This window comes from Gemmobacter aquaticus, assembly GCF_007859075.1.
In the GTDB taxonomy this organism is placed as follows: domain Bacteria; phylum Pseudomonadota; class Alphaproteobacteria; order Rhodobacterales; family Rhodobacteraceae; genus Gemmobacter; species Gemmobacter aquaticus.
Genome location: NZ_VOAK01000027.1, coordinates 59345 through 84206, shown reverse-complemented (window position 1 = coordinate 84206; position 24862 = coordinate 59345). Strand labels below are relative to the sequence as shown.

General features: G+C 65.6%; 23 protein-coding genes and 1 riboswitch. Of the genes, 12 read left to right on the top strand and 11 right to left on the bottom strand.

All coding sequences use genetic code 11. The features are described 5' to 3' along the window. Positions 1 to 44 precede the first annotated feature (44 nt). From FQU74_RS18905 to FQU74_RS18885, 5 genes are all read right to left on the bottom strand, one after another. Positions 45 to 800: a sulfite exporter TauE/SafE family protein gene (locus FQU74_RS18905; RefSeq protein WP_308423084.1), complete on the bottom strand. Its 756-nt coding sequence runs from the start codon at positions 798 to 800 to the stop codon at positions 45 to 47. A gap of 117 nt (positions 801 to 917) precedes the next feature. Continuing rightward, positions 918 to 2105 carry an efflux RND transporter periplasmic adaptor subunit gene (locus tag FQU74_RS18900; RefSeq protein ID WP_146288040.1) on the bottom strand — a complete coding sequence of 396 codons (1188 nt, stop codon included), beginning with the start codon at positions 2103 to 2105 and terminating at the stop codon, positions 918 to 920. A gap of 3 nt (positions 2106 to 2108) precedes the next feature. Continuing rightward, a complete protein-coding gene (locus tag FQU74_RS18895; protein ID WP_206665063.1) occupies positions 2109 to 4475 on the bottom strand; it encodes an ABC transporter permease in 2367 nt (788 codons plus the stop codon). Next, the gene (locus tag FQU74_RS18890; protein ID WP_146288039.1) at positions 4469 to 5197 is read right to left on the bottom strand and encodes an ABC transporter ATP-binding protein; all 729 of its coding nucleotides are present in this window, start codon (positions 5195 to 5197) and stop codon (positions 4469 to 4471) included. Before FQU74_RS18890 ends, FQU74_RS18895 begins: the two co-directional genes overlap by 7 nt. 90 nt (positions 5198 to 5287) lie before the next feature. Beyond that, a complete protein-coding gene (locus FQU74_RS18885) occupies positions 5288 to 6286 on the bottom strand; it encodes a LacI family DNA-binding transcriptional regulator (RefSeq protein WP_146288038.1) in 999 nt (332 codons plus the stop codon). 141 nt (positions 6287 to 6427) lie between these two features. On the opposite strand from FQU74_RS18885, the gene FQU74_RS18880 reads away from it, so the two are divergent. The 6 genes from FQU74_RS18880 to FQU74_RS18855 all read left to right on the top strand — a co-directional run bounded on the left by FQU74_RS18880 (position 6428) and on the right by FQU74_RS18855 (position 12588). Beyond that, on the top strand, positions 6428 to 7486 hold the full coding sequence (locus FQU74_RS18880; RefSeq protein ID WP_146288037.1) for a sugar phosphate isomerase/epimerase family protein: 1059 nt from the start codon (positions 6428 to 6430) through the stop codon (positions 7484 to 7486). A 1-nt stretch (position 7487) separates the two neighbouring features. Next, a complete protein-coding gene (locus tag FQU74_RS18875; RefSeq protein WP_206665062.1) occupies positions 7488 to 8621 on the top strand; it encodes a Gfo/Idh/MocA family protein in 1134 nt (377 codons plus the stop codon). After that, positions 8618 to 10111: a sugar ABC transporter ATP-binding protein gene (locus FQU74_RS18870; RefSeq protein WP_146288036.1), complete on the top strand. Its 1494-nt coding sequence runs from the start codon at positions 8618 to 8620 to the stop codon at positions 10109 to 10111. Before FQU74_RS18875 ends, FQU74_RS18870 begins: the two co-directional genes overlap by 4 nt. Beyond that, entirely contained in the window at positions 10104 to 11078 is a 975-nt protein-coding gene (locus FQU74_RS18865) for an ABC transporter permease (protein WP_146288035.1), read from the top strand. Before FQU74_RS18870 ends, FQU74_RS18865 begins: the two co-directional genes overlap by 8 nt. 57 nt (positions 11079 to 11135) lie before the next feature. Further along, positions 11136 to 12095, top strand: coding sequence for an ABC transporter substrate-binding protein (locus FQU74_RS18860; protein WP_146288034.1), 960 nt, complete (start codon positions 11136 to 11138; stop codon positions 12093 to 12095). Positions 12096 to 12195: 100 nt separating this feature from the next. Then, positions 12196 to 12588, top strand: coding sequence for a GFA family protein (locus tag FQU74_RS18855; protein ID WP_146288033.1), 393 nt, complete (start codon positions 12196 to 12198; stop codon positions 12586 to 12588). Here the strand turns inward: FQU74_RS18855 and FQU74_RS18850 are convergent. Continuing rightward, positions 12585 to 15035: a GcvT family protein gene (locus FQU74_RS18850; protein WP_146288032.1), complete on the bottom strand. Its 2451-nt coding sequence runs from the start codon at positions 15033 to 15035 to the stop codon at positions 12585 to 12587. The two genes, FQU74_RS18855 and FQU74_RS18850, sit on opposite strands and share 4 nt — an antisense overlap. Before the next feature lie 204 nt (positions 15036 to 15239). Here FQU74_RS18850 and FQU74_RS18845 point away from each other — a divergent pair, with 204 nt between their 5' ends. Next, positions 15240 to 15794 (top strand): helix-turn-helix domain-containing protein, encoded by a 555-nt coding sequence (locus tag FQU74_RS18845; RefSeq protein WP_146288031.1) that lies wholly within the window; start codon positions 15240 to 15242, stop codon positions 15792 to 15794. Positions 15795 to 15880: 86 nt separating this feature from the next. Then, entirely contained in the window at positions 15881 to 17422 is a 1542-nt protein-coding gene (locus tag FQU74_RS18840; protein WP_146288030.1) for a VOC family protein, read from the top strand. Positions 17423 to 17442: 20 nt separating this feature from the next. Here the strand turns inward: FQU74_RS18840 and FQU74_RS18835 are convergent, their stop codons facing one another. From FQU74_RS18835 to FQU74_RS18820, 4 genes are all read right to left on the bottom strand, one after another. Continuing rightward, positions 17443 to 17988 carry an NADPH-dependent FMN reductase gene (locus tag FQU74_RS18835; protein WP_146288029.1) on the bottom strand — a complete coding sequence of 182 codons (546 nt, stop codon included), beginning with the start codon at positions 17986 to 17988 and terminating at the stop codon, positions 17443 to 17445. 180 nt (positions 17989 to 18168) lie between these two features. Further along, complete coding sequence (locus FQU74_RS18830; RefSeq protein ID WP_146288028.1) at positions 18169 to 18402, bottom strand: WGR domain-containing protein; 234 nt, start codon at positions 18400 to 18402, stop codon at positions 18169 to 18171. Positions 18403 to 18513: 111 nt separating this feature from the next. Continuing rightward, positions 18514 to 19683 (bottom strand): ATP-binding protein, encoded by a 1170-nt coding sequence (locus FQU74_RS18825; protein WP_146288027.1) that lies wholly within the window; start codon positions 19681 to 19683, stop codon positions 18514 to 18516. Positions 19684 to 19740: 57 nt separating this feature from the next. Continuing rightward, a complete protein-coding gene (locus FQU74_RS18820; protein ID WP_146288026.1) occupies positions 19741 to 20031 on the bottom strand; it encodes an SH3 domain-containing protein in 291 nt (96 codons plus the stop codon). 122 nt (positions 20032 to 20153) lie between these two features. Further along, positions 20154 to 20368: riboswitch (cobalamin riboswitch) on the top strand. Positions 20369 to 20400: 32 nt separating this feature from the next. On the opposite strand from FQU74_RS18820, the gene FQU74_RS18815 reads away from it, so the two are divergent. Genes FQU74_RS18815 through FQU74_RS18800 form a run of 4 tightly spaced genes read left to right on the top strand, consistent with a single transcriptional unit; the run spans position 20401 to position 23632 of the window. Further along, positions 20401 to 20856, top strand: a complete 456-nt coding sequence (locus FQU74_RS18815; protein ID WP_146288025.1) for a DUF1636 family protein — start codon at positions 20401 to 20403, stop codon at positions 20854 to 20856. Continuing rightward, entirely contained in the window at positions 20853 to 21626 is a 774-nt protein-coding gene (locus FQU74_RS18810) for an ABC transporter ATP-binding protein (protein WP_146288024.1), read from the top strand. The genes FQU74_RS18815 and FQU74_RS18810 overlap by 4 nt, the downstream gene beginning before the upstream one ends. A 22-nt stretch (positions 21627 to 21648) precedes the next feature. Then, positions 21649 to 22581, top strand: coding sequence for an ABC transporter substrate-binding protein (locus tag FQU74_RS18805; protein WP_146288023.1), 933 nt, complete (start codon positions 21649 to 21651; stop codon positions 22579 to 22581). Between the two features lie 4 nt (positions 22582 to 22585). After that, on the top strand, positions 22586 to 23632 hold the full coding sequence (locus FQU74_RS18800; RefSeq protein WP_146288022.1) for a FecCD family ABC transporter permease: 1047 nt from the start codon (positions 22586 to 22588) through the stop codon (positions 23630 to 23632). A 30-nt stretch (positions 23633 to 23662) separates the two neighbouring features. Here the strand turns inward: FQU74_RS18800 and FQU74_RS18795 are convergent, their stop codons facing one another. Further along, positions 23663 to 24688 (bottom strand): fatty acid desaturase, encoded by a 1026-nt coding sequence (locus tag FQU74_RS18795; protein ID WP_146288021.1) that lies wholly within the window; start codon positions 24686 to 24688, stop codon positions 23663 to 23665. Positions 24689 to 24862 lie beyond the last annotated feature (174 nt).

Sequence of the window (24862 nt, the reverse complement as noted above, 5' to 3'; positions counted from 1 at the left end):
AAGGTGTCAGAATCTGTCGCCCGGCGCTGTCTGCGGCACCCGATCTACCCCCAGGCCCGCGCGGCAAAGACGGCCGTCATGCCAAAGCCCACAACAGCGATCAGCCCGCGCAGCACGGGACGGGGGAGGATGCGCGCAACCGGCGCCCCGGCATAGCCCCCGAGGGTTGAGGCGACCATCATCAGCACCGCCGCGGGCCATGACACAAGCCCCGCCAGCGCGAATGCCGCAACCGATATTGCCGAAAGCACGAAAGAAAGCCCGTTCTTCAGCCCGTTCATCTCGTGCAGGTCGCGCATGCCCCAGACCGAAAACAGCGCAAGCAGCATGATGCCCAAGCCCCCGTTGAAGTAGCCGCCATAAAGACTGACCAGAAAGAGGCCGACGATCCCGGTGAGCCCCTCACCGCTGGCCCATCCTGCAGCCAGTTGCCGCAGCCTGTCGCCGAACAGAAAGACCAGCGTGGCGAAGAGCAGAAGGCCCGGCACGATGCGCGAAAACGCCTCGTTCGACGACACCAGAAGCAAGAGCGAACCCGCAAGCCCACCCGCAAGCGTGATGGCGGAAAGCCGCACGAGCCGCGCGCGCGACATACGGCCAAGCTCATCCCGAAAGCCGATGGCGCCCGCCAGATAGCCCGGAAAGACCGCGACAGCACTGGTGGCATTCGCGGCAACTGGCGGGATGCCGGTAAAGACCAGCGCGGGGAAGGTCAGGAAAGTGCCACCCCCCGCGACGGTGTTCAGCATCCCCGCGCCAAAGGCGGCAAGCCCCAGAATCAACGCATCCGCCAGTGTCACGACCGGACCCCGGCGACAAAGGAACAGGGCATCATCCAGCCCCCGAGGATATTACAACCGCACGTCATGGCCCGACCATAGGCGCAAAGCGCGGCAAGGGTCCAGACGCATTCCCCGTCATTCGGCAAGCGGCGCGACGCGAGCGCCATCGGCCACTGCGTCGCCCGGGTGCAGGATCACCTGTTCCCCCTCGGCCAGCCCCTCCAGCACCTGAGCAAGATCCTCGTTCCGCTCTCCGATCCGCAAGGTGCGCAGTGTGGCGCGGCCCTCGGCCACCGCGAAGGCCGCCCAGTCAGACCCGTCACGGAAAAGCGCGCCCACCGGGATCGACAGCACCTCGGCGCCGCGCCAGACCTCGATCCCTGCGATGACGCGGAAGCCGTGACCAAGGGCTTGCCAGTCATCAGGGGTGCCGGTCAGCGACAGGATGACCTCGACCCGCTGCTCCTCGATGCCAAGGGCCGAGATCTTGGTGGCGGCGGCGGGCTCGATCCGGTCAACCACAGCCTGAAGGGGCGGGCCGCCCCAGCCGGTGATCGTGGCGCCTGCGCCGGGGACGATGCGCACCGCATCGCGCGACAGGACATGGACAACGATTTCAAGATTACCCGGATTTCCGATCTCGATGATCGGCATGCCGGGCTGCACCACCTGTTCATCCTCGGTCATGACGCGCAGGATGCGGCCCGATACGGGCGTCACGATCTCGACGCAGCAACGCTCATCGGGTGTGACGGCGCCATCGGCCAGCACAGCACGCGCACTGTCAAGCTCGCGACCGCGCACGGCCAGATTGGCCCGCGCACTTTCGACCGCCGCATCGGCGGTGCGGCGTGCCAGAATGGCATTGTCCAGCAGCCGCTGCGACAGCGCCGCGCGATCAAAAAGCTGCAACGCGCGTTCAGCCTCGGTTGCCGCATATTCCTGCGTGGCCTCGGCCTGGATCACCAGTGCGCGGGCCAGATCGACGGCGGCCTCGGCAGCGGCAACGGCCGCCTCGGCCACTGCGCGGGCGCGGGCATCCAGAAGCGCAGGCGCGACCGGTCCGATGCGGGCCACCACGGTCTTGTCTGCCTCGACCGCGTCGCCCGGCTGCAGGGCGATGCGTTGCAGCCGACCGGTGATCGGGGCCGAGACGGTATAGACCTCGCGGATGCGGGCCTCGCCTTCCTCCTCGACCGTGACGCTGAAGCTGCGGGGCAGGATCTGTGCGGTTTCCACCGGCACGGGGCGCGGCGCAAAGGCCCAGACCAGCAAGGCCAGAAGCGCAAGGGCGAACATGGCGGGGATCAGCAGGCGGCGCATGGATCATTCCCTCGTCTTCAGGACGGCGATAAGGTCAAGCTGCCCGATGCGCCGCCCGATCGCCAGCGCCGAGAGGACAGCGGCGGCGCAGACGACAAGGCTGGCGGTCGCATAGACCTGCGGCCCCATCACAAAGGGCACCCGGTAAAGGTCGGACGAAAAGGCCGCGACCATGGCGCGGGCAATGCCATGGCCGATCAACCAGCCAAGGGGTTGGGCCAGCGCCACGACCACCGCAAGCTCGGTGATCAGGATGCCCGTGACCTCGGCCCGCGTGAAGCCCAGCACGCGCAGGCTTGCAAGCTCGCGCCCCTGCTCTGACAGGGCGATGCGGGCAAAGTTGTAGACCACCCCAACGGCGATGATCGCGGCAAGGGCGACATAGACGGTGATCATCACGGTGATGTTCTCGGCCAGTGTGGCGCGAAACCGGGCGACGGTCAGGTCGCTGACGGTCAGAAAACTGGTGCCGGGGGCGTCCTGCGCATGGGCAAGGAACGCGGCGCTTTGGGCCGGATCAAGCTGCAAATTCACGCCGGATACCAGATCGCCATCGCCCGTCGCGCGGTTCAGCGCCTGCAACTCCATCGCGGCACCCAGACCGACATAGCCCACGGAAATGCCGCTGACCGGCAGCTCGACGCGGGCGCGCCGCCCGTCGAGAAACTCCACCTGCACGCGTTCGCCGGGTCGGACGTCGAGTGCCTCGGCCAGCGCCTCCGACAGGATCAGCCCGGCCTCGGGCATCGCCATCGGGCGCAGATCGGGTGCCAGCACGCGAGACAGGCGCGCATCGCTTGGCCGCCCCTCGATCACGATGCGCTTGGTTCGGCTGCCCTTGGTCAGGCGCGCGGGTGCGGCGCGAAACGGCTCGGCGGTCATGACGCCGGGCAGGTGGCGGCTGTCGGCGAAGGCGGCGGGGGCAAGTGCGGTCGCAAAGGTGATGCGGACATCCTGCCGGTCGGCGCGGGTGAAGGTCACGTCGATCATGTGTTCGATCGATCCCGGCGACCAGAGCGAGGCCACGAGGATCGCCACCGCCATCGCGACGCCAAGGATGCTCGATCCCGTGCGCAGCGGCCAGTGCCACAGGTGCCGGATCAGCATCCGCTGGCTTTGTCGCAAGGGAATGCGCGCCGCGAGGTGGCCGCCGTCGCGGCGATAGTCTGCCGGGGCCGGGGGCGACATCGCAACCGCTGGCGGCAGGGCAAGGACCGCGCGCACCGCCTGCAAAGCGCCCGCAACGGCGGCGGCAAGCGTGACCAGCGCGGCCAACCCATAGACGGCCGGATCACGGGTAAAGACGAGGAAGGGGAAGGAAAAGAACCGCGCATAGATCTGCGCCAGCCCCGCCCCGAGCCATGCGCCCGCGCCAAAGCCGATCAAGATGCCGCAGCCTGCAATCAGCAGCACAAGCTCAAGATAATGTCCGGCGATGGCGCGCGGGCTGTAGCCGATAGCCTTCAGAAGCCCGATCTGTTCACGCTCCAACGCGATCAGACGTGACAGGGTCATATGTACCAGCATCGCCGCGACCAGCAGAAAGATCGGCGGCAGAACCTTGACCATCGCCCCCAGTTGGCGCAGCTCGGCATCAAGAAAGGCATGCGAGACCTGATCGACACGTCCCACTGCCCCGCCGCCACCATAGGGCGTGATCAGCCGGTCGATGGCGGCGATCACCCGCGACTCGTCCGCGCCGGGGGCCAGTTGCACGACCAGATTGGAAAACGCGCCCTCCAGGTCAAAGGCCCCCGCCAGCATGTCGCGCGGCACCCATGCGATGCCAAAGCGGCGCGGGTCGGGCATCATCTCGCCGGGGCCGAGCGCATAGATGAACTCGGGCGACAGCGCGATCCCGGTGATGCTGACCATCCGGCGTTTGCCGTTCATCACCACCGACATCCCGTCGCCGGGCTGCAGCCCGTGGGCGGTGGCAAAATCGGCCGAGATCACCACTTCACGCGTGGAAAGCGGATCGGGCAGGCGTCCCTGACGCAGGTGCAGGCGATTGAGGCCTGCCCCTTGCCGTGCAGGCAGCGAGACCATCATCATCGAGGCGGGCGCAGTCAGGTCCGGCAGCTCGGGCCGGCCCAGTTTGACGATCCGCGCCTCGGCGGCGAGCACGCCGTCAAGGGCCGAGACCTCGGCCAGAAGCGAAAGGGGCGCGCGGGTCAGATCGGCAAACACATCGGCAAAGCGGTAGTCGGCATAATAGCGCGCCCGCGTGTCAGACAGTGCCGCATGGGCACCGTTCCCCAGGATCAGCGTTGCAACCCCCGCCGCCAGGACCAACGCAATGGCCAGCGCCTGCGGCCAGAGGCGGCGCAGATCGCGCAGAACCTTGCGGCGCAGCGGGGCGATTACCATGACACCTCCGTGGGCGCCTTGCGGACGGGGTTCACCACCTCTTCCGCGATGCGTCCGTCAGCAAAGCGCAGGCTACGGTCGGCAATCTCGCGGATCGCGGCGTTATGGGTGATGACCAGCGTGGTGGCGCCGGTCGCGCGGTTCACCTCGGTCAGCGCCTCAAGCACCTTGATCCCGGTTGCACTGTCAAGCGCGCCGGTCGGCTCGTCGCAGAACAGAAGCTCGGGCCGTTTGGCGATGGCGCGCGCGATGGCCACACGCTGCTGCTCTCCACCCGAAAGCTGCGCCGGGAAATGGTCGCGCCGCGCCGACAGGCCCACCAGCGCCAGCGCCTCGGCCGGGGGCATGGGGTTGCGGGCGATTTCGGTTACAAGCGCCACGTTTTCCAGCGCGGTCAGGCTTGGAACAAGGTTGTAGAACTGAAAGACAAAGCCCACATGATCGCGCCGATACCGCGTAAGCCCGCGGTCATCGAGTGCGGTCAGATCAAGCCCGCGAAACCAGACCCGGCCAGCCGATGCCGTATCCAGCCCGCCGAGGATATTGAGGAAGGTCGACTTCCCCGAACCCGAGGGCCCGAGGATCACGACGAATTCGCCCGCTGCGGCGGTGAAATCCACGCCGCGCAGCGCCTGAACCTCAACCGGGCCAGAGCGGTAGACCTTGGTCAGGCCTTCAGCCCGGATGACGGGCCCGATGACAGGATCTCGTAGATTGGCCATGGCACCCGCTTTCCTTCGCAGGAAGACCCTGATCCATGACTGAAGGCCGGGCTATGACCCATGTCAACTGAAAGCGCCCCGCGTGGTGGATCAACCGCGTGGCGGGGCGGTGCTGCCGCGCAGGACCAGCTCGACCGGAAGAACGGTGTCGGTGTCGTCGACGCGCCCTTCAAGCCGTGCCAGCAGCCGCTCTGCCGCGATCCGGCCCAGTTGGTTGCGCGGCTGGCGGATGGTAGTCAGCGGCGGGGCGATATGGGCCACCAGTTCAATGTCGTCAAAGCCCACAACCGAGAGATCCTGCGGCACGCGGATGCCGTGGCGCACGACCTCGCCAATGAAACCGCAGGCCATCTCGTCCGAGGCGAGGAAGACGGCGGTGGGCCGGGAGTCTTTCGGCTGATCCAGCCAGAGCCGCGCCGCCCTCTGCCCGGAATCAAGACCGAAGTCGCCGGGATAGAGCAGCGCAGGATCAGGCGTCAGGCCGCGCGCGATGCAGGCCTCTTGCCAGCCCGCCTGCCGCGCTTCGGTCAGCACATTGCCCGGCGGGCCCGCGACATGGCCGATGCGCCGATGCCCGAGATCCGCCAGATGGTTGACCGCCATTGCCGCGGCCTCGCGGTTGTCGATCTTCACGCGCGGCGCAATGAGGCCGGGCACCCATTCGCAGGCCAGCACCACCGGCATCCGTGTCAGGCCCGCGGCGGGCAGCGTGCCATCCAGAACGATCAGCCCATCAGCCCGGCTGGGTTCGGCATAGGAAAGAAGTGTATCCGCCCCGGCCGATCGGGTATCGGCCACCAGAAGGTTGTAACCCGCAGGTGCCAGCACCGAGGCAATGCCCGAAAGGATCTGCGAAAAGAACGGGTTCGCCAGTCCCGGCACCAGCGCGACGATCCCGCCTGTGCGCCGGTGGCGCAGGTTCCGGGCCGCATGGTTGATGCGATAGCCCGTCGCCTGCACCGCCTGATCGACGGCGGCGCGCGTCTCTTCGCTGACAAGCGCGGGGTTCGATAGCGCACGGCTGACCGTGGCGGTCGAAACGCCCGCCAGCCGCGCCACATCACTGATCCGGGGACGTTGGTGCATCATGCTTATGTCATAGGCCCGAGGGGCGCCGCGCTCAACTGCGATCAAGGTGCAAGAATCGTCTTGCAAACGATTACATTGCAAGTCTATCGTCGATGCAACCGATTACATGATCGGACATAGCCGCTGACTTTGGGAGGAGCGATGCGGACGATCCAGGGCCCGGCCCTGTTCCTGGCGCAATTCGCGGGGGACACGGCGCCATTCAACAGCTTTGATGCAATCACCAAATGGGCCGCCGACTGCGGCTATGCCGGGGTGCAGTTGCCCAGTTGGGATGCCCGGCTGTTCGACCTTGATCTGGCGGCCAGCTCGCAAGGCTATTGCGACGACCTGAAGGGCAGGGCGGCTGACAACGGGATCACCATCACCGAGCTTTCGACGCATCTGCAGGGTCAGCTGGTTGCCGTGCATCCGGCTTATGATCTGGCCTTTGACGGCTTTGCTGCGCCAGCGGTGCGGGGAAACCCGGCCGCGCGGGCGGTATGGGCGGTGGATCAGATGACAAAGGCGCTGACGGCCTCGCGCAATCTTGGCCTTACGGCGATGGCCACGTTTTCCGGCGCGCTGGCCTGGCCCTACATCTACCCTTGGCCGCAGCGCCCCGCCGGTCTGGTGGAAGAGGCGTTTGACGAGCTTGCCCGCCGCTGGCTCCCGATCCTCGATCACGCGGAAAGCTGCGGCGTGGATCTGTGCTACGAGATCCATCCGGGCGAGGATCTCTGCGACGGCATTAGTTTTGAGATGTTCCTTGACCGGGTCGGCGGCCATGCCCGCGCCAATATGCTCTATGACCCGTCGCATTACGTGCTGCAGCATCTGGACTACCTGCAGCACATCGACATCTACCACGAGCGCATCCGCATGTTCCACGTCAAGGATGCCGAGCTGAACCCGACGGGACGGCAGGGCGTCTATGGCGGCTTCCAGCCTTGGGTGAATCGGGCGGGTCGTTTCCGCAGCCTTGGCGACGGGCAGGTGGATTTCGGCGGGGTGTTTTCCAAGCTCACGCAATACGGCTTTGCCGGATGGGCGGTGGTGGAATGGGAGTGCTGCCTGAAGCACCCCGAGGATGGCGCACGGGAAGGGGCCGAATTCGTGCGGCACCACATCATCCGCGTGACCGAAAAGGCATTTGACGATTTTGCCGGCGCAGGGGCCGACCGGGCCACCAACCGCCGGATGCTGGGGCTGGAGGGCTAGCATGGAACCGATCCGTCTTGGAATGGTCGGCGGCGGGCAGGGCGCCTTCATCGGAGCGGTCCACCGGATCGCGGCGCGGCTTGATGCCCAGTTCACGCTGGTCGCGGGGTCGCTCTCGTCCTCGGCAGAGCGGGCGCGCGCCTCGGCGGCCGAGCTTGGACTGGCCCGCAGCTATGACGACTATCGCCAGATGGCCATACGCGAGGCGCGGCGCAAGGATGGCATCCGCGCCGTGGCAATCGTCACGCCCAATCACATGCACGCAGCCCCCGCGATCGAGTTTCTGAAACGCGGCATCCATGTGATCTGCGACAAGCCCCTGACGGCGACCATGGCCGAGGCGGCCAAGCTGGCCAAGGTGGCCGAGCGCGCCAATGCGCTGTTCATCCTGACGCATAACTACACCGGCTATCCGTTGATCCGGCAGGCGCGGGCAATGGTTGCGCGCGGGGATCTGGGCGCCTTGCGTCTGGTGCAGGTGGAGTATGCGCAGGACTGGCTGACCACGGCGGTAGAGGAGACGGGATCGAAACAGGCGGAATGGCGCACCGATCCGGCACGATCCGGCGCAGGTGGCGCCTTGGGCGATATCGGGACCCATGCCTATAACCTTGCAGCCTTTGTGACCGGGCAAGAGCCCACCGCGATTGCGGCGGATCTGTCGAGCTTCGTTCCCGGCCGCAGGCTTGATGACAACGCCCATGTGCTGATGCGCTATTCCAGCGGGGCCAAGGGAATGCTGTGGGCCTCGCAAGTGGCGCCGGGCAATGAGAACCGGCTCTGCCTGCGCGTCTATGGCGAAAAGGGCGGGATCGAGTGGATGCAGGAGAACCCGAATGTTCTGTGGTTCACGCCGCATGGCCAGCCGCGCCAGATGCTGACGCGGAACGGTGCGGGCAGCCTTGCTGAAGCCACCCGTGTCGCGCGCGTGCCCTCGGGCCATCCTGAAGGGTATCTCGAGGCCTTCGCCACGATCTACACCGAAGCCGCAGCCGCCATTCGCGCCCATGACGCAGGCATGTCCGCGCCTGAAGGCGTGGTTTATCCCACCCTGCGCGACGGTCTGGCCGGCATGCGCTTTGTTGCGGCCTGCATCCGCTCGCATCAGCGCGATGCGGCATGGGTCGCACCATGACGACACTTGCCCTTGCCGGAGTGTATCGCAGCTTCGGTCCGATCGAGGTGCTGCATGGCATCGACCTTGAACTGCACCCCGCCGAGGTTCACGCCCTGATCGGCGAGAATGGCGCGGGCAAGTCGACGATCATGAAGATCCTCGGCGGCTATCTGGCCCCCTCGGCCGGGCAGGTGCTGCTGGATGGCCGGCCCGTCACCTATGCCAGCGGGCCAGAGGCCGAGGCGCAGGGCGTGGTGGTGATCCATCAGGAATTCAACCTCGCCCCCGATCTGACGGTTGCACAGAACATCTGGCTGGGCCGCGAGATGGGCGGGCTGTTTCTCGATCACCGCGCGATGCGAGAGGCGACGCAGGGTCTGCTCGATCAGCTGGAATGCAAGGTGCGGCCCGATGCGCGCATCCGCGATCTTGCCGTCTCTGACCGGCAGATGGTCGAGATCGCAAAGGCGTTGTCGCGCAATGCGCGGGTGCTGATCATGGACGAACCCTCGGCGGTACTGACCCACCGCGAGGTGGAGGTGCTGTTTCGCCAGATCGACCGGCTACGCTCGCAGGGGGTTGCGATCCTCTACACCTCGCACCGTCTGGATGAGGTGAGCCATCTGGCCGACCGGATCACCGTCCTGCGCGATGGCGCAGTGGTGCGCCGCGCGGGCCGGGGAGAGCTGACCGAGGATGGCATGGCCACCGCCATGGTGGGCCGCGATCTGAAAGACATCTTCCCGCCGCGCCGCACAAGCTTTGGCCCGGTGGCGCTTGAGGTGCGGGACTTCCACGTGCCGCCCCTCGTGCATGGGGTCAGCTTCACGCTGAGACGTGGCGAGGTTCTGGGCATTTCGGGCCTTGTGGGATCGGGGCGGACGGAGCTGGCCGAGGGGCTGGTCGGTCTGCGACCGCATCATGGACAAATCCTGCGTGGCAGCGCACCCGCACAGGTGCGATCCCTGCCCGAAGCGGCGGCCCATGGCATCGCCTATCTGACCGAAGACCGCAAGGAACGCGGGCTTCTGCTGACCAAGACCCTGCGCGAGAACCTGACGCTGTCCACGCTCGCCGATTTCGGCGCGCCCATCATCTCGCGCAAGCTTGAGGACGCGGCGCTGACGCGGGCGATCAGCGATTTCGACATCCGCGCGCCCAGCCGGGAGATGGCGGTGGGCAACCTCTCCGGCGGGAACCAGCAGAAACTCCTGCTTGCCAAGACCATGCTGCCCGAGCCCGAGGTCATCATCATCGACGAGCCGACCCGCGGCATCGACATTGGCACGAAAAGCCAGATCTATCATTTCATCGACCGGCTGGCCCGCGAAGGGCGCAGCGTCATCGTCATCTCCTCTGACATGCCCGAGGTGTTGGGCCTTTCCGATCGGGTTCTGGTGATGCGGCAGGGCCGCGTCGCGGGCGAACTGGCCGGAGAGGCGATCCGCGAAACGGCGGTCGTGCGGCTGGTGATGGGCACAAGCGAGGAGATTTCACAGAATGCGTGACCGGCTGACCCTTTCGACACTGGGGCCCCTGGCCGCGCTGTTCGCACTGATCCTTCTGGGGGCGGGGCTGAACGAGAACTTCCTCTCGGCCGCGAACGTGACCAACGTGCTGGCGCGGTCGGCCTTTATCGGCATGATCGCGGTGGGCATGACCTTTGTCATCACCAGCGGCGGCCTTGATCTTTCGGTCGGATCGATGGCGGCCTTTGTCGCCGGCATGATGATCCTTGCGATGAACGCGCTGCAACCCAGCCTCGGGGTGGGCTTGCCGCTGGCGCTTGCCGGCATCGGGGTTGCGATCCTTGTGGGACTGCTGGCGGGGCTGGCCAATGGCCTTCTGATCACGCGGGCAGGGATCGAGCCCTTTATCGTCACGCTGGGCACCATGGGCATCTTCCGCAGCCTTGTGACCTGGATCGCCGACGGCGGCACGTTAAGCCTCGATTTCAGCATGCGCGAGTTCATCGGCCCCATCTATTACGGCGGCATCCTTGGTGTGTCCTGGCCGATCATCGCCTTTGCCGTCGTCGTGGTGATCGGCGAGGTCGTCATGCGCCACACCCGCTTTGGCCGCTACTGCGAGGCAATCGGATCGAATGACAAGGTCGCGCGCTATTCCGCCGTCAAGGTGGAGCGGATCCAGCTTCTGACCTATGTGGCGCTTGGGCTGCTCGTGGGTTTTGCGACGGTGCTTTACGTCCCGCGTCTCGGTTCGGCCTCGGGCTCTACCGGCCTTCTGTGGGAGCTGGAGGCGATTGCCGCCGTCATCATCGGTGGCACGGCCCTGAAAGGCGGCTTCGGCCGGGTCTGGGGCACCGTAGTGGGCGTGCTGATCCTGTCGCTGATCGGAAACATCCTGAACCTTGCCAATCTGGTGTCGCCCTATCTCAACGGCGCGATCCAGGGCGTGATCATCGTGCTGGCGGTGGTCCTGCAGCGGCGCAAGTCATCCGCCGAAGGGCGGTAACGGACGGCCCCGCGGGGCCTTCATCTGCCGCCCCGGCGGCGCAATGGGAGGAAGACCATGAAACGCAGACAGCTTTTCGGTGCGACGGCGGCACTGGCCGTGATGGCGGGCCTTGCCGGCGTGGCGGTGGCGCAGGACAAGACCCATGTGATCGGCGTGTCGATCCCCTCGGCCACGCATGGCTTCATGGGCGGGCTTAACTGGCATGCCCAGGACACCATCGCCCGGCTTGAGGCCACCTATCCGCAGCTCGACTTCGTTCTGGCAACGGCCGGAGAGCCCACCAAGCAGGTGGCCGATATCGAGGACATGGTGGCCACGCGCAACATCGATGCGCTGGTGGTGCTGCCCTTTGAATCCGAGCCGCTGACCGGGCCGGTCAAGGCGGTGAAGGATGCGGGCAAGTTCGTGACCGTGGTTGACCGCGGCCTCTCTGTCCCCGGCATCGAGGATCTGTATGTGGCAGGCGACAACGAGGCCTTTGGCCGCGTCGCGGGCGAGTATTTCAAGGCGAACCTTCCCTCGGGCGCCAAGATCGTCGTGCTGCGCGGCATCCCCACCACGCTGGACAACGAGCGGGTCGATGCCTTTGAAAAGGCCATCGACGGTTCGGGGATCGAGGTGCTGGACAAGCAGCATGGCGACTGGAACCGCGACAAGGCCTTTACCGTCATGCAGGACTATCTGTCGAAGTACCCCAAGATCGACGCGGTCTGGGCGGCGGATGACGACATGGCGATCGGTGCCATGGCCGCGATCGAGCAGGCCGGGCGCAAGGATGAGATGTGGATCGTCGGCGGCGCCGGCATGAAAGAGATCATCAAGCGCATCATGGATGGTGACCCGCAGCTTCCGGTGAACGTGACCTATCCGCCCGCACAGATCTCGACCGCGATCGAGCTGACGGCGCTGAAATACGTCTCGGCCGCGCCGGTGACGGGCCGCTTCATCATCGGCTCAACCCTGGTCACGCCCGAGAACGCGGCGCAGTTCTACTTCCCTGACAGCCCGTTCTAAGCGGCTTCCCCGGCCCGTCGCGGGGCCGGGGGCTTCATCGCCCCGTTGCGCAAACTGGCCGCAAGGCGCAGGATCGGGCGCAAAACAGCGGGGATCGACCATGCAGCATGTGACCGGCGGATGCCTTTGCGGCAAGTTGCGCATCATGGCGACGGGCCGGCCCTATCGGGTCGGCCTTTGCCATTGCCTTGACTGCCGCAAGCATCATGGCGCGCTTTTTCATGCCTCGGCGGTATTCCCGGCCGACGCGGTGACGATTGAGGGCGAGGCGCGCGACTATCGCGGGCGGCACTTCTGCCCCGAATGTGGTTCACCAGTCTTTGGCCGCAGCGGGGACGAGATCGAGGTGAACCTCGGCGCGCTGGACGAAGCTGACCAGTTTACCCCCACCTATGAGCTCTGGACCGTCCGGCGCGAAAGCTGGCTGCCCGACTTTCCGCTGGCACGCCACTACCTGCAGGATCGCGACAGCGACGGGCGGTCCGAGGGCTAGGCCCTGATACGGCTCAACGTCGGATCATACATCGGGGCAAGGCTGGCCTCGGCGGCAAAGCTTTGGCCTGCCACCTCGATACGGTAGATGGAGGCCAGCATTTCCTCGGGCGCCTCGCCGGGGGTGCGGCAGGGCACATAGCCCAGCCCGATCGCGCCACCAAGCGCATGGCCGTAGTTGCCTGAGCTGAGCTGCCCCACGATCTGCCCGTCCCGCAGGATCGGCTCGTTGTGATACAGAAGCGGCTCCGGATCGGTCAGGCGGAACTGCATCAGGCGGCGCGTGAGCCCCGCCTCGCGCTTGCGCAGCACCGCCTCGCGCCCCATGAAATCGCCCTTTCCGGTCTTGACCGCAAAGCCCAGACCCGCCTCCAGAACATGATCCTCGTCGGTGATGTCATGGCCGAAATGGCGATAGGCCTTTTCGATGCGGCAGCTATCCATCGCATGCAGCCCGCAAAGCCGCAGTCCCATATCCGCCCCGGCCTCGACCAGCGTTTCAAACACATGGACGGCCTGATCGGCGCTGACATAAAGCTCCCATCCAAGCTCGCCCACATAGGTCACGCGATGGGCACGGGCGAGGCCCATGCCGATCTCAATCTCGCGCACCGTGCCAAACGGATGGCCATCGTTCGAGAAATCATGGGGCGAGACGCGGGACAAAAGCGCGCGCGACAAAGGCCCCATGACGGGCAGAACCGCCTCGGCTGCGGTCATGTCGATGATCGTCACGCGGGCCTCGCCCGCATGGCGGCGCAGCCAGGCCAGATCGCGCTGAAGCGTGGCCCCCGGCACGACCAGCAGGAACGAGGTCTCGGCCAGCCGCGTCACCGTCAGATCGGATTCGATGCCGCCGCGCGCGTTCAGCATCTGGGTATAGACCAGCCGCCCTGCGTCCACATTGATCTCATTCGCGCAGAGCCGCTGCAACAGGGCCAGCGCATCTGCGCCATCAACCCGGATCTTGCCGAAGGACGACATGTCGAGCAGCCCCACGCCCTCGCGCAGCGCCATGTGTTCGGCGCGCTGGTTGTCAAACCAGTTCTGTCGCTGCCAGCTATAGCGGTATTCCCGTTCCTGTCCGTCACGGGCGAACCAGTTCGCGCGCTCCCATCCTGCGACCTCACCAAAGACCGCGCCGCGGGCTTTCAGGTGTTCGTGCAGCGGCGTGCGCCGGATGCCGCGCGACGTCGCCATCTGGCGATAGGGGAAGTGGTCGGCGTAGAGCAGGCCCAGCGTCTCGCTGACGCGCTCTTTCAGGTAACGGCGGTTGCGCTGGAAGGGCTGCGCGCGGCGGATATCGACCTCCCACAAATCAAAGGGCGCCTCACCGTCATGCATCCATTGCGCCAGCGCCATGCCCGCCCCGCCAGACGAGGCAATCCCGATCGAGTTGTAGCCCGCCGCAACCCAGTAGCCGCCGAGCTCTGGCGCCTCACCCAGATAATAGCGATCATCGGGAGTAAAGCTTTCGGGACCGTTGAAGAAGGTGTGGATGCCCGCCTCGGCCAGCATCGGCATGCGGTTGACGCCCATTTCCAGGATCGGCTGGAAGTGGTCGAAATCCTCGGGCAACTGGTCAAAGCAGAACGTCTCGGGGATGCCGTCCATGCCCCATGGCTTGGCCTTGGGTTCAAAGGCGCCCAGAAGGATCTTGCCCGCGTCCTCTTTGTAATAGGCGCATTCGTCGGGCACGCGCAGAACGGGCATCTGGCCGAGGCCGGGGATGGCTTCGGTCACGATGTAGAAATGCTCGCAGGCATGCAGCGGCAGGGTGACGCCGTTCTCGGCGGCCAGGTCGCGGCCCCACATGCCGCCGCAGTTGACCACCAGATCGGCGGCGATATGGCCCTGTTCCGCGCCTGACACCCAGTCAACCCCGGTCACCCGGCCATTCGCCTGCGTGACGCGCGTGACCTTGACCTGTTCCACGATCCGCGCGCCGCGGCTGCGCGCGCCCTTGGCCAGCGCCAGCGCGATATTGGCCGGATCGGCCTGCCCATCCAGCGGCAGATGCACGCCCGCCGTCACGCCATCGGTATTCAGATGCGGGTAAAGCACCTTGACCTCGGCCGGGGAAAGCTCGTTCACCTCAACGCCAAAGGCGCGGGCAAGGCTGGCCTGGCGCAGGATCTCTTCCTTCCGCTCGGACGTCAGGGCCGCCGTGATCGACCCGCACTGGCGAAAGCCGGTGGCGAGGCCGGTCTCGGCCTCAAGCCGGGTGTAAAGATCGGCGGAATACTTGGCGAGCCGCGTCATGTTCTGGCTTGCCCGCAATTGCCCCACCAGCCCCGCGGCATGCCATGTGGTGCCCGAGGTCAACTGCTTGCGCTCCAGAAGGACAATGTCCTGCCAGCCAAGTTTCGCCAGATGGTAGGCCACCGAGCAGCCGGAAATCCCGCCCCCGATGATGACGACACGCGCGTGTGAAGGCAGGTGAGGCATGGCCGGTGTCCTTGTGGGCAAGCGTGACCCGAGTCGTCGGGCGGTGCAGTCTTGCCAGAATTGTCACCGCGAAATGAAATTTCAACAGGAAATTTCATTCCTGCAAAATTCAAGCCCGTATGAATCCGAATTCATGTAAAGCTGCTTGGCCCTCTGCGCCGCACATTCTATCACGGGTTCATCGACGCAGGCAGGGTCAGGGGCATGAGCAGACAGATCGGCGAGGATATCCGCGCGCTTCGAAAGGCACGCGGGCTGACGCTGAAGGATCTGGCGGCGGCAATCGGCCGGTCGCTGGGCTGGCTGAGCCAGATCGAGCGCGGACAGACCACGCCCTCGGTGCGCGACCTCGGGCTGATCGCAGACCACTTTGGCATCAATATCAGCTTCTTCTTCCGCTCTGCCAGCCGGCATGAGGCCGAACGCGGCCTTGTGCTGCGCGCGGCTGACCGGGTGCCGATCGGATCTTCGGAAACGGGCCTGACCGAGGAGTTGCTGTCGCCCACGCTCTCGGGGTCGTTCGAGATGATCAAGTCGGTCTTTGCGCCACGGTCTGACAGCGGCGGCCCCGTCCGTGCGCGTCAGCGTGAGGATGGCGGGGTGCTGATCAGCGGGCGGTTGTCGCTGACGATCGGCGAGGTGATGCTGGACCTGCACCCCGGCGACAGCTTTCAGTTCGCGGGCCGTGACTACGCCTGGGCCAACCCGCATGATGAACCCGCCACAGTGATCTGGATCGTCTCGCCGCCGGTCTACTGAACGCGCATGATGGCAGCGGGGCGCTTGTCTGACTGCCATTCGGCACGCACATTCATTCAGAAAGTAAAAGCAGCGCGAGGGACCGCATGACCACCGGGATTCACCACGTCACAGCGGTAACGCGCAATGTGCAACGCAATGTCGACTTCTATGCCGGGTTTCTTGGCCTGAGGCTGGTCAAGCAAACCGGCGGCTTTGAGGATGCCGAACAGTTGCACCTGTTCTACGGCGATGCCCTGGGCAGTCCGGGCTCGGTGATCACTTTTCTCGTCTGGCAGGATGGCGCTGCGGGCCGCATCGGAACCGGCGCACTGTCCGAGATCGCCTTTGCCGTGCCGACGGCAAGTCTGGGCAACTGGCTGACCCGCGCCTTGGCGGCGGGGGTACCGGCGACGGGACCCGCGCGGGAACTGGGAGAGACGGTGCTGCGCCTGCGTGACCCGGACGGGATTATCGTGAAGCTGATCGCCAAGGACGCACCCGCCGCATCGCCCTTGCGCGACCCCGACGCCCCGACGCGCATCTGTGGGGCCACGCTGCTGACCGATGATGCCGAGGCGACCGCGCGGTTCATCGCGCGCTTCGGATACACTGAGGGTGGGCGGCACGGACCGGTGATCCGCATGACCTCGGACCGGGATGTGGTGGATGTGCGCGGTTCTGCCGGTTTCGTGACTGCGGGGCAAGGTACAGGCACCTTTGACCATATCGCCTTTCGCGCGCCCGATGTTTCGGCCGTGCAGCAGATGCGGCTGGCGCTGCGCGACCATGACGGGGTCACCAACGTCCATGACCGCAAGTATTTTCTGTCGCTCTACGTGCGCGAGCCGATGGGGGCCTTGATCGAATATGCCACCGATGGACCCGGCTTCACCGTTGACGAGGCGCCAGAGCGGTTGGGCGAAGACCTGATGATCCCGCCGCTTGAGGCGGATCGTGCGGCAGACCTGCGCGTGATGTTGCCGCAGTTCGCCCGACCGGGCGAGGACCGAATGCCGGCCCGCGATCTGCCCTTTGTTCACCGGTTCTACACCCCGGCCGCGCCCGACGGTTCGGTCATCGTCCTTCTGCACGGCACGGGCGGGAACGAGGCCGATCTCATGCCTTTCGCCGCGCGGCTTGATCCCAATGCCATGCTGCTTGGCGTGCGGGGCAGGGCAACCGAGGACGGGAGTGCGCGATGGTTCCGCCGCATTGGTGCGGACACCTTCGATCAGGCCGACATCCACGCCGAGGCCGAAGCCTTTGCTGCCTTTGTCGCGGGCGCTCTTCGGGGCTATGGGCTTGATCCGGCGCGCCTGACCTATCTTGGCTATTCCAATGGCGCGAATTTCCTTGGTGCGGTCATGCGGCTGCATCCCGGACTGGCACGGCGCGCGATCCTGCTGCGCGGCATCGAGGTTCTGGAAGACCCACCGGCAGTCGACCTCGACGGCACCGAGGTCTTGCTGCTGACCGGTCGGCATGACCCCTTTGCATCCACCGCCCCGGCGCTTGAACCCGCCCTTTCCGCATGCGGGGCCGAAGTCGCGGCACATGTGATCGATGCCGCCCATGACCTTGGCGACAGCGATCTGGCCTTGGCGCGCGCATGGCACGCCGCGCAGGGGTCGGCTCCCACGGACTGAATCGTTCTGCGCGGGCGGGATCAGTCCCGGATGCTGGCCGCAAAGCCCGCCACAAAGGTACGAAGCAACTCGCGCGTTTTGTCGTCCGTCAGATTTCCTTCTGCATCGAAAAGGCCGCCCGCACGGGATACGAGCAACCGTTCTGCAGTCCAAAGCTGGCACTTCAACGTGCGCAGCACCGGAAGCCAGTGGTTCTGCGCAAGGATCGTCCCGAACCCGCCGGGCGAGGCGCCGATGACGGCAACCGGCTTGCCGACAAAGGCCTTGAGCCCGTCACCGCGCGACATCCAGTCGATCGCGTTCTTGAAGACGCCCGGAATGCCGTTGTTGTATTCGGGCGAAACCAGCAAGAGACCGTCGGCCGCGCGCAGTTGCGCCTGCAGGGTCTGCACAGCCTGCGGCAGGCCCTGAGCGGCCTCGAGGTCGCCGTCATAAAGCGGCACGTCCTTGATTGAACCGATCTCGATCCGGCACCCCTCGGCTGCGACTTCGGCGGCAGCGCGCAAGAGCCCGGCATTGAAGGAGGCGCGGCGCAGACTGCCAGAGAGGCCGAGAATGGTCGTCATGGATGGCTCCTTTCAGTTCAAGGCGAACAAGACATGCGGTGCTTGTGCACCATTCAGCATGCCGGCGGAAATCCGGGCAATTGTGGATGTTATAGGCTGAAGCTGACGGGGAGGACCAGCGTTGACCAACTGTGTGGCACGGGATCAATCCATATCCGCTAATCCGAATTATGTAATAACTTACATAGCGGGGCAGTAACCGCGGCGGGCCTTTGTGCGGATCAGCTTAAGTGCAGCCTCTTGCGCATGGTCGATGGTGGGATAGGCCACCCTGCAGCTTTGCCCTCTGCCGCCGATCCGGCCCCACCGACGCTCTAACGTGATGACGCCGAACAGATCGCGCGACACCTCGACCCGGTAGTAGCGGGCCATGTGCAGGTCGGGGTCGATCCTGTGCAGCAGCTGAAGGAACATCGGGTATCTCCTGCCTACAGGATGCCGGGATGGCCGGCATTTGTCCAATCAGCATTCGGAATCGAGGGGGCCATCGTGATTCCGGGTGGTGATGGCCAGTGGACCGCGCAGCTACCTGAGGGCCGAAAGTTCCTGTCCAAACTGGCGCAGCGACATGACCTCGATACCGTTCGGCAGGGGAAAAGCCTCAACCCCCGGATAGACCACGATCCGGCGTTCGGGCTGCAGATCCTCGCAGGCGTGATGAAAGCCCCGCTCGACCTTGGGGGCAAGGCTGCGCTTCACCTCGATGGCCCAACACCCGCCACCGGGCAAGGTCAGCACCAGATCCACCTCGGCCCCCGCCCCGCTGCGATAGAACTGCGCCTCGGTGCCATCGGGCATGGTGGCATGGGCGGTTTCGATCACCAGCCCCTCCCAGCTTGCGCCGGCCACGGGATGGCCCAGCAGATCGTCCATCGTACCAAGCCCAAGCAAGGCGTGCAGGATGCCAGTATCGCGCACATAGATGCGCGGCGATCTGACCAGCCGCTTGCCGATGTTGGCGTGCCAGGGCTCAAGCCTGCGCACCAGCATGAGATCGACCAGCAGATCGAGATAAGAGGCAACGGTCTTGCCATCGACGCCAAGCGCACGGCCCAGATCGGCCGCGTTCGACAGGGCGGACTGCCGGTGCGCGAGCATGGTCCAGAACCTGCGCAGCGTCTCGGCCGCAATACGCGGGCCAAGGGCGGGGATGTCGCGTTCCAGGTAGGTGCGGATGAAATCGCGGCGCCAGCGCAGACTGGCCGGATCACCCTTGGCAAGAAAGCTGTCGGGAAAGCCGCCACGCAGCCACAGCCGGTCAAGATCGGTCGGGCCAACCTCAAGCGGGTCAAGCGGCGCCAGTTCGGCATAGGCGATCCGCCCCGCGAGCGTCTCGCCCGACTGGCGCAGCAGATCGATCGAGGCTGAGCCAAGCAGCAGGAAGCGCCCCGACCGCAGCCCCTTGCGCCGCCCCCGGTCAATCAGCCCGCGCAGGTTCTGAAAGAGCCCCGGCATGCGCTGCACCTCGTCGAGGATCACAAGCTTGTCCTCATGCGCGGCGAGATACAGCTCGGGGTCCGAGAGCTTTGCCCGGTCGGCATCGGACTCGAGATCGAGATAGATCGAGTCTCGCCCCTCGCCCAGGTCCTGCGCCAGTGTGGTCTTGCCCACCTGTCGCGGCCCAAGCAGCGCAACCGCCGGGCTTTCGTCCAGCAGGGTGCGAAGCCTGTCGGTTATGCGGCGCCTGATCATCATCCTTGCAATATCGGAACGTATCTCCACATTTGCAAGGTTAATTATCGCCTGCGCCCTTTAAAGCTTGCGCAGATAGGCACCCGAGACATAGCCCCGCATTCCGCGCGCTTCCTTGAGCGAGACCTTGCACCAGCTTGTATTGCCCGAGCGGTCGCAGCTGTGCACCCACACAGCCGTGCCATTGGGAAGCCCCAGGACAATCTTGAAGTTGATGCCCGGACCTGCGCGCATCTTGAGCATGTCATCCGCCTCGACGCCCGAAACCTCATAATAGCCACGGGGTTCCGCTGCCACCGGGGTCGCGCCAAGCACGGCCGCAGCCATAAGAGTGAAGATGACCCTGCGCATGGTTGTCCCTGCCTTGTTCTGCCTCGGGTGTTTTGTAGACGGCAACGGGATCGGGGCGCAACGCCGAGATTGACCGGCGCCTGACATGGGCAAAACCCGGCTTGACAGGCGGGGGCATTGCCGCCACTTTCCGCCGCGATGGTTCCCGGCCAAGCCACGCGCGGCCGGGTGAAAAGGGAACACGGGTCGGGTGTAGGCATCAGCCGCCCAGGCCGTGACTGCCCCCGCAACTGTAGGCGGCGAGCGACCCCAGATGCCACTGGCCCCAAAAGGGCCGGGAAGGCGGGGATAGCCGAGACCCGCGAGTCAGGAGACCTGCCATCGCAGCAATCAACCGACCCGGGCGGGGTGTCCCGGATGGAGCATGCGATGGACAATTCCAAGCGGCGGCCGGTGGCCACGCCTTCCTATTCGGTCGCGCAATACGCGCCACACCAGATTCTGGTGTGCAAGGCCTGCAAGCATCAGGGCGAAACCTGCGAGCCCGGCCATGCGCTGCTCAGGAAGCTGCGCGCGGCGATTGCGGCAGCAGGTCTGGCCGACAGGTTCGAGGTTGCGGGCACCGCTTGCCTTGCCGGCTGCGTGCCGGACCACGGCGGGCCCTGCGTCATCGGATGGCGGGCTGATGCCAAGGCGACATGGCTTTTTGGCGACATCGACCCCGCACAGCCCATCGACGATCTGATCGAATTCTCGCGCCTCTATGCCGCGCTCGATGACGGCTGGATGAGCGGCCGGGACTGCCCGCCCCGTCTTTGCGACAACACGCTGGCGCGCATCCCGGCGGCGAGGGCTTTGGCGCAGCAGGGCGAGGCGGTGCGATGACCGCCGTCGAGCTTTGCGATGTTTCATGGGGACCCAAGGGGGGTCCGGACATCCTGTCGGATATCTCTTTTGCGGTGCCGCAGGGACAGATCATGGCGATCTGCGGGGCGAATGGTGCGGGAAAATCCACGCTCCTCAGGCTGATCTACCGCCACCACGCCCCCCGCCGGGGAACGGTGCGGTTGATGGGCCGCGACATCTGGCGGATCAGCGCCCCAGAGGCCGCGCGCAGCCTTGCGGCCGTCCTGCAAGAGCAACCCACCGACTTTGCCCTGACGGCACGGCAGATCGTGGCGCTCGGACGCCTGCCCCACCGTCGCGGATGGGGGGCGGGCCTCTCGACCCCCGGCGGTGAAGATGCGGCGATCATCGACGCCGCCATCCTGCGGATGGATCTGACGGCACTGGCCGACCGCCCCTTTGGCACGCTTTCGGGGGGTGAGCGTCAGCGCGTCATGGTGGCCCGCGCCCTGACGCAGCAACCCCGCGTGATCGTGCTGGACGAACCCACCAACCACCTCGATATCCGCCACCAGCTGGAGCTTCTGGCGCTGCTGAAGGGGCTTGAGCTGACCGTAATCGCGACGTTGCATGACCTGACGCTTGCCGCTGAATTCGCCGAGCGGGTGCTGGTGCTGCGCGATGGCAGGGTTCTGGCCGACGGCCCGCCCGAAACCGCCCTTAGCGAAGCAACCCTCGCAAGCGCCTTTCAGGTGCGCGCCCACATCGACCGCAGTGGCGATACGCCCCGCTTTTCCTTTCACCTCTGACCCACCCGGAAAGACCCCTGTCATGATCCGCCTCTCTCTTGCCGCGCTCCTTCTGTCTGCCACCGCTGCCATGGCCTATCCGGTCACCGTCAAAAGCTGCGACCGCGATGTGACCTTTGACGCGGCCCCTGCCCGCGCGATCTCCAACGATGTGAACCTGACCGAGATGATGCTGGTGCTGGGCCTGCGCGACCGCATGGTGGGTTATACCGGAATCTCTGGCTGGAAGACGCTGGATGCCGAAATGCGCGAAGGCGTCGCCGAACTGCCGGAACTGTCGTCGAAGTATCCGACGAAAGAGGTGTTGGCCGGCGCCGAGGCCGATTTCTTTTTCGCGGGCTGGAACTATGGCATGAAGGTCGGCGGCGAGGTCACGCCCGAGACGGTGGAGCCCCTCGGCATCAAGGTCTACGAGCTGACCGAAAGCTGCATCCACATTGGCCCAAAGGCCCGCTCCAGCATGGATGACATGTACAACGACATCCTGAACCTTGGCAAAATCTTCGGTGTCGAGCCCCGCGCCGAACAGCTGGTCAGCGGCTGGAAGGCCCGGCTGGAAAAGGCGACAGCGGGCGTCGACCGCTCGGCCCCGCTGCGCGTCTTTGTGTATGACAGCGGCGAAGAGGCCCCCTTCACCGCAGGCGCCTATGCCATGCCCACCGCGCTGATCGAGGCCGCAGGCGGCAAGAACATCATGGATGACCTTGAAAAAAGCTGGGCGGAGATCGGCTGGGAGGCCGTCGTCGAGCGTAACCCCGAGGTGGTGGTCATCGTGAACTACGGCGACGTGACCGCCGAGCAGAAGATCGCCTTCATGAAGGGCAATCCCGCTTTCGCCACTATGGATGCGGTCAAGAACGACCGGTTCGTGGTTCTGGAATATGTCGAGGCGACCCCCGGCCCCCGGAACATCGCGGCGGTCGAAAAGCTGGTCACCGGGTTCCGGGGCAACTGATCCGATGGCTGAAACCACCGTCCCCTCGCTGGCCCGTCAGGTCGGCACCGGCACTGGCATCGCGCTCTGCGTGATTGCGGTGCTGGTGGCGTCGATCATTCTGGCCGTTTCGGTAGGGGCGGTGGCCATTCCGCCGGGCACGGTCTGGGCCATTGCGTTCGACCGTCTGGTCCCGGGCCTCATCACCCCGGACTGGAGCGCGGGCCGGGCGAATATCGTCTGGGAGATCCGCTTTCCGCGCGTGATCCTTGCCGGGCTGGTCGGAGCGGGTCTGGGGCTCGTCGGGGCCGCGCTGCAATCGGTGACCCGCAATCCGCTGGCCGACCCGCATCTTCTGGGTATCTCGTCGGGCGGAGCCTTCGGTGCGATCGCGGCGCTTTTGCATACGGGGATGTTTCTGGGGCTGCTGACGGTGCCATTGATGGCCTTTGGCGGCGCGCTGGCGGCCACGCTGCTGGTGCTGGGCGTGGCGCGGCTTGCTGGCGCCAGCAGTGCCGACCGGCTGGTGCTGGCCGGGGTCGCGGTCAGCTTTGTCATCATGGCCTGCGCCAATATCCTGATCTTCCTCGGCGATCCGCGCGCCACCCATACGGTTGTCTTCTGGATGCTGGGCGGGCTTGGCCTCGCGCAATGGGGCCACCTTCTGTGGCCCCTGGCGGTCCTTCTGCCCTGCGGTCTGTGGCTCTGGTCCCAAGCCGGGCGGTTGAACGCGATGAGCCTTGGCGATGAGACCGCCGCCAGCCTCGGGATAGAGGTCGGCCGGTTCCGTCTGACCGTCTTTGTCGTGGCGGCATTGATTACCGGGGTAATGGTCGCCTTTTCCGGCCTGATCGGATTTGTCGGTCTGATGATGCCGCATCTCGTGCGGCTGGTCGCGGGCGGCGACAATGCCCGCGTGCTGCCCGCCTCGGCGCTGGCGGGGGCGGTGTTCCTGATCTGGGCAGATGCCCTCGCCCGCGTCGTCGTCGGGCCCGAGGACATGCCCATCGGCGTCGTCACCGGCCTGACCGGCGGCGTGTTCTTCATCTGGATGATGTCGCGCCGGCGCTGACCGCAGCCAACGCGACAAAGCGCCGCGCTCTCAGGCGATGCCGTAGCGCGCGCGGGCCTCGGCAAAGGACATGAGCTTGCCTTGCGCCTCGTCCCAGAGGTGCAGACGCACGGTCTGCAGGCTTTCGCGGATCGTCAGACGCTGCGCCTCGGCGAGTTCCCGGTGATCGCGGATCACTTCGGGCAGGCGGTAGAACGGGATGCGGGAATAGAGGTGGTGCACATGGTGGATGCCGATATTGCCCGACATCCAGCGCAGCGGTTGCGGCAGCACATAATGCGAGCTGCCCTCAAGCGCGGCATCATGCAGTTGCCAGTCATCGCCGCGTGACCAGTGGGTTTCCTCGAACTGGTGCTGCACATAGAACAGCCAGACACCGATCGTCGCCGCGATGACCGAGGTGGGCAGGAAGATCAGCAGCACCGGCATCAGCCCCCCAAACCAGACGATCAGCCCAAGAGCGATCCCGATCATCGCATTGGTGCCCATGGCAGAGGTCCAATAGCGCCAGCCCGCATTCATCAGGCCAAGCGGCAGGCGGTTTTGCAGGATGAACAGGTAGCTCGGCCCCAGGATGAACAGAACCACCGGGTGGCGGTAGAGCCGGTACATGAACCGGCCAAAGGGCGAGCGGGCGCGATATTCCTCAAGCGTCAGGGTGGTGACGTCGCCAATGCCGCGCTGGTCGAGGTTGCCGTGATGGGCGTGGTGAATCGAATGGGTGCGCCGCCAGACGGCATAGGGCGTCAGCGTCAGCACGCCCAGCACCCGGCCCACCCAGTCCTGCGCCTTGCGGTTTGCAAGGAACGACCCATGCCCGCAGTCGTGCTGGATGATGAAGATCCTGACCAGAAACGCCCCGTTCAGCACCGCAAGAGCCAGCGCGAGCCATGGGCTGACCTGCAGCGCCATCCATGCCAGCGCCCAAAGTGCCAGAAACGGGACCAGCGTCGCGGCCAGCTCGAACAGGCTGCGCCGGGTCGAGGGTTCGCGATAGCGCGCAAGCACACTCAGCCACTCGCGGGCGCTGCGGAAGGATTGGGTCTGGTCTTGCATCTCGGCCTGTTGGTTCTGCCCGGTTCAATCGGGGCTGTGGGTCTTGCCCCGGCTGGAAATCGTGGCGCATGTGCTACGCCCGGGCCTGATCCGGTTAGGGGGAGTCGCGCAGATTTTCAACTGCTCTGATGAAGTTTGTGCCCGTCAACCCGCACCAAAATGCCGCAGCCCTGC

Bases quoted from the DNA above. Each gene is read 5' to 3' on its own strand.
- FQU74_RS18900 (WP_146288040.1), bottom strand. From the start codon at position 2,105: ATGCGCCGCCTGCTGATCCCCGCCATGTTCGCCCTTGCGCTTCTGGCC.
- FQU74_RS18895 (WP_206665063.1), bottom strand. From the start codon at position 4,475: ATGGTAATCGCCCCGCTGCGCCGCAAGGTTCTGCGCGATCTGCGCCGC.
- FQU74_RS18890 (WP_146288039.1), bottom strand. From the start codon at position 5,197: ATGGCCAATCTACGAGATCCTGTCATCGGGCCCGTCATCCGGGCTGAA.
- FQU74_RS18885 (WP_146288038.1), bottom strand. From the start codon at position 6,286: ATGATGCACCAACGTCCCCGGATCAGTGATGTGGCGCGGCTGGCGGGC.
- FQU74_RS18880 (WP_146288037.1), top strand. From the start codon at position 6,428: ATGCGGACGATCCAGGGCCCGGCCCTGTTCCTGGCGCAATTCGCGGGG.
- FQU74_RS18875 (WP_206665062.1), top strand. From the start codon at position 7,488: ATGGAACCGATCCGTCTTGGAATGGTCGGCGGCGGGCAGGGCGCCTTC.
- FQU74_RS18870 (WP_146288036.1), top strand. From the start codon at position 8,618: ATGACGACACTTGCCCTTGCCGGAGTGTATCGCAGCTTCGGTCCGATC.
- FQU74_RS18865 (WP_146288035.1), top strand. From the start codon at position 10,104: ATGCGTGACCGGCTGACCCTTTCGACACTGGGGCCCCTGGCCGCGCTG.
- FQU74_RS18860 (WP_146288034.1), top strand. From the start codon at position 11,136: ATGAAACGCAGACAGCTTTTCGGTGCGACGGCGGCACTGGCCGTGATG.
- FQU74_RS18855 (WP_146288033.1), top strand. From the start codon at position 12,196: ATGCAGCATGTGACCGGCGGATGCCTTTGCGGCAAGTTGCGCATCATG.
- FQU74_RS18850 (WP_146288032.1), bottom strand. From the start codon at position 15,035: ATGCCTCACCTGCCTTCACACGCGCGTGTCGTCATCATCGGGGGCGGG.
- FQU74_RS18845 (WP_146288031.1), top strand. From the start codon at position 15,240: ATGAGCAGACAGATCGGCGAGGATATCCGCGCGCTTCGAAAGGCACGC.
- FQU74_RS18840 (WP_146288030.1), top strand. From the start codon at position 15,881: ATGACCACCGGGATTCACCACGTCACAGCGGTAACGCGCAATGTGCAA.
- FQU74_RS18835 (WP_146288029.1), bottom strand. From the start codon at position 17,988: ATGACGACCATTCTCGGCCTCTCTGGCAGTCTGCGCCGCGCCTCCTTC.
- FQU74_RS18830 (WP_146288028.1), bottom strand. From the start codon at position 18,402: ATGTTCCTTCAGCTGCTGCACAGGATCGACCCCGACCTGCACATGGCC.
- FQU74_RS18825 (WP_146288027.1), bottom strand. From the start codon at position 19,683: ATGATGATCAGGCGCCGCATAACCGACAGGCTTCGCACCCTGCTGGAC.
- FQU74_RS18820 (WP_146288026.1), bottom strand. From the start codon at position 20,031: ATGCGCAGGGTCATCTTCACTCTTATGGCTGCGGCCGTGCTTGGCGCG.
- FQU74_RS18815 (WP_146288025.1), top strand. From the start codon at position 20,401: ATGGACAATTCCAAGCGGCGGCCGGTGGCCACGCCTTCCTATTCGGTC.
- FQU74_RS18810 (WP_146288024.1), top strand. From the start codon at position 20,853: ATGACCGCCGTCGAGCTTTGCGATGTTTCATGGGGACCCAAGGGGGGT.
- FQU74_RS18805 (WP_146288023.1), top strand. From the start codon at position 21,649: ATGATCCGCCTCTCTCTTGCCGCGCTCCTTCTGTCTGCCACCGCTGCC.
- FQU74_RS18800 (WP_146288022.1), top strand. From the start codon at position 22,586: ATGGCTGAAACCACCGTCCCCTCGCTGGCCCGTCAGGTCGGCACCGGC.
- FQU74_RS18795 (WP_146288021.1), bottom strand. From the start codon at position 24,688: ATGCAAGACCAGACCCAATCCTTCCGCAGCGCCCGCGAGTGGCTGAGT.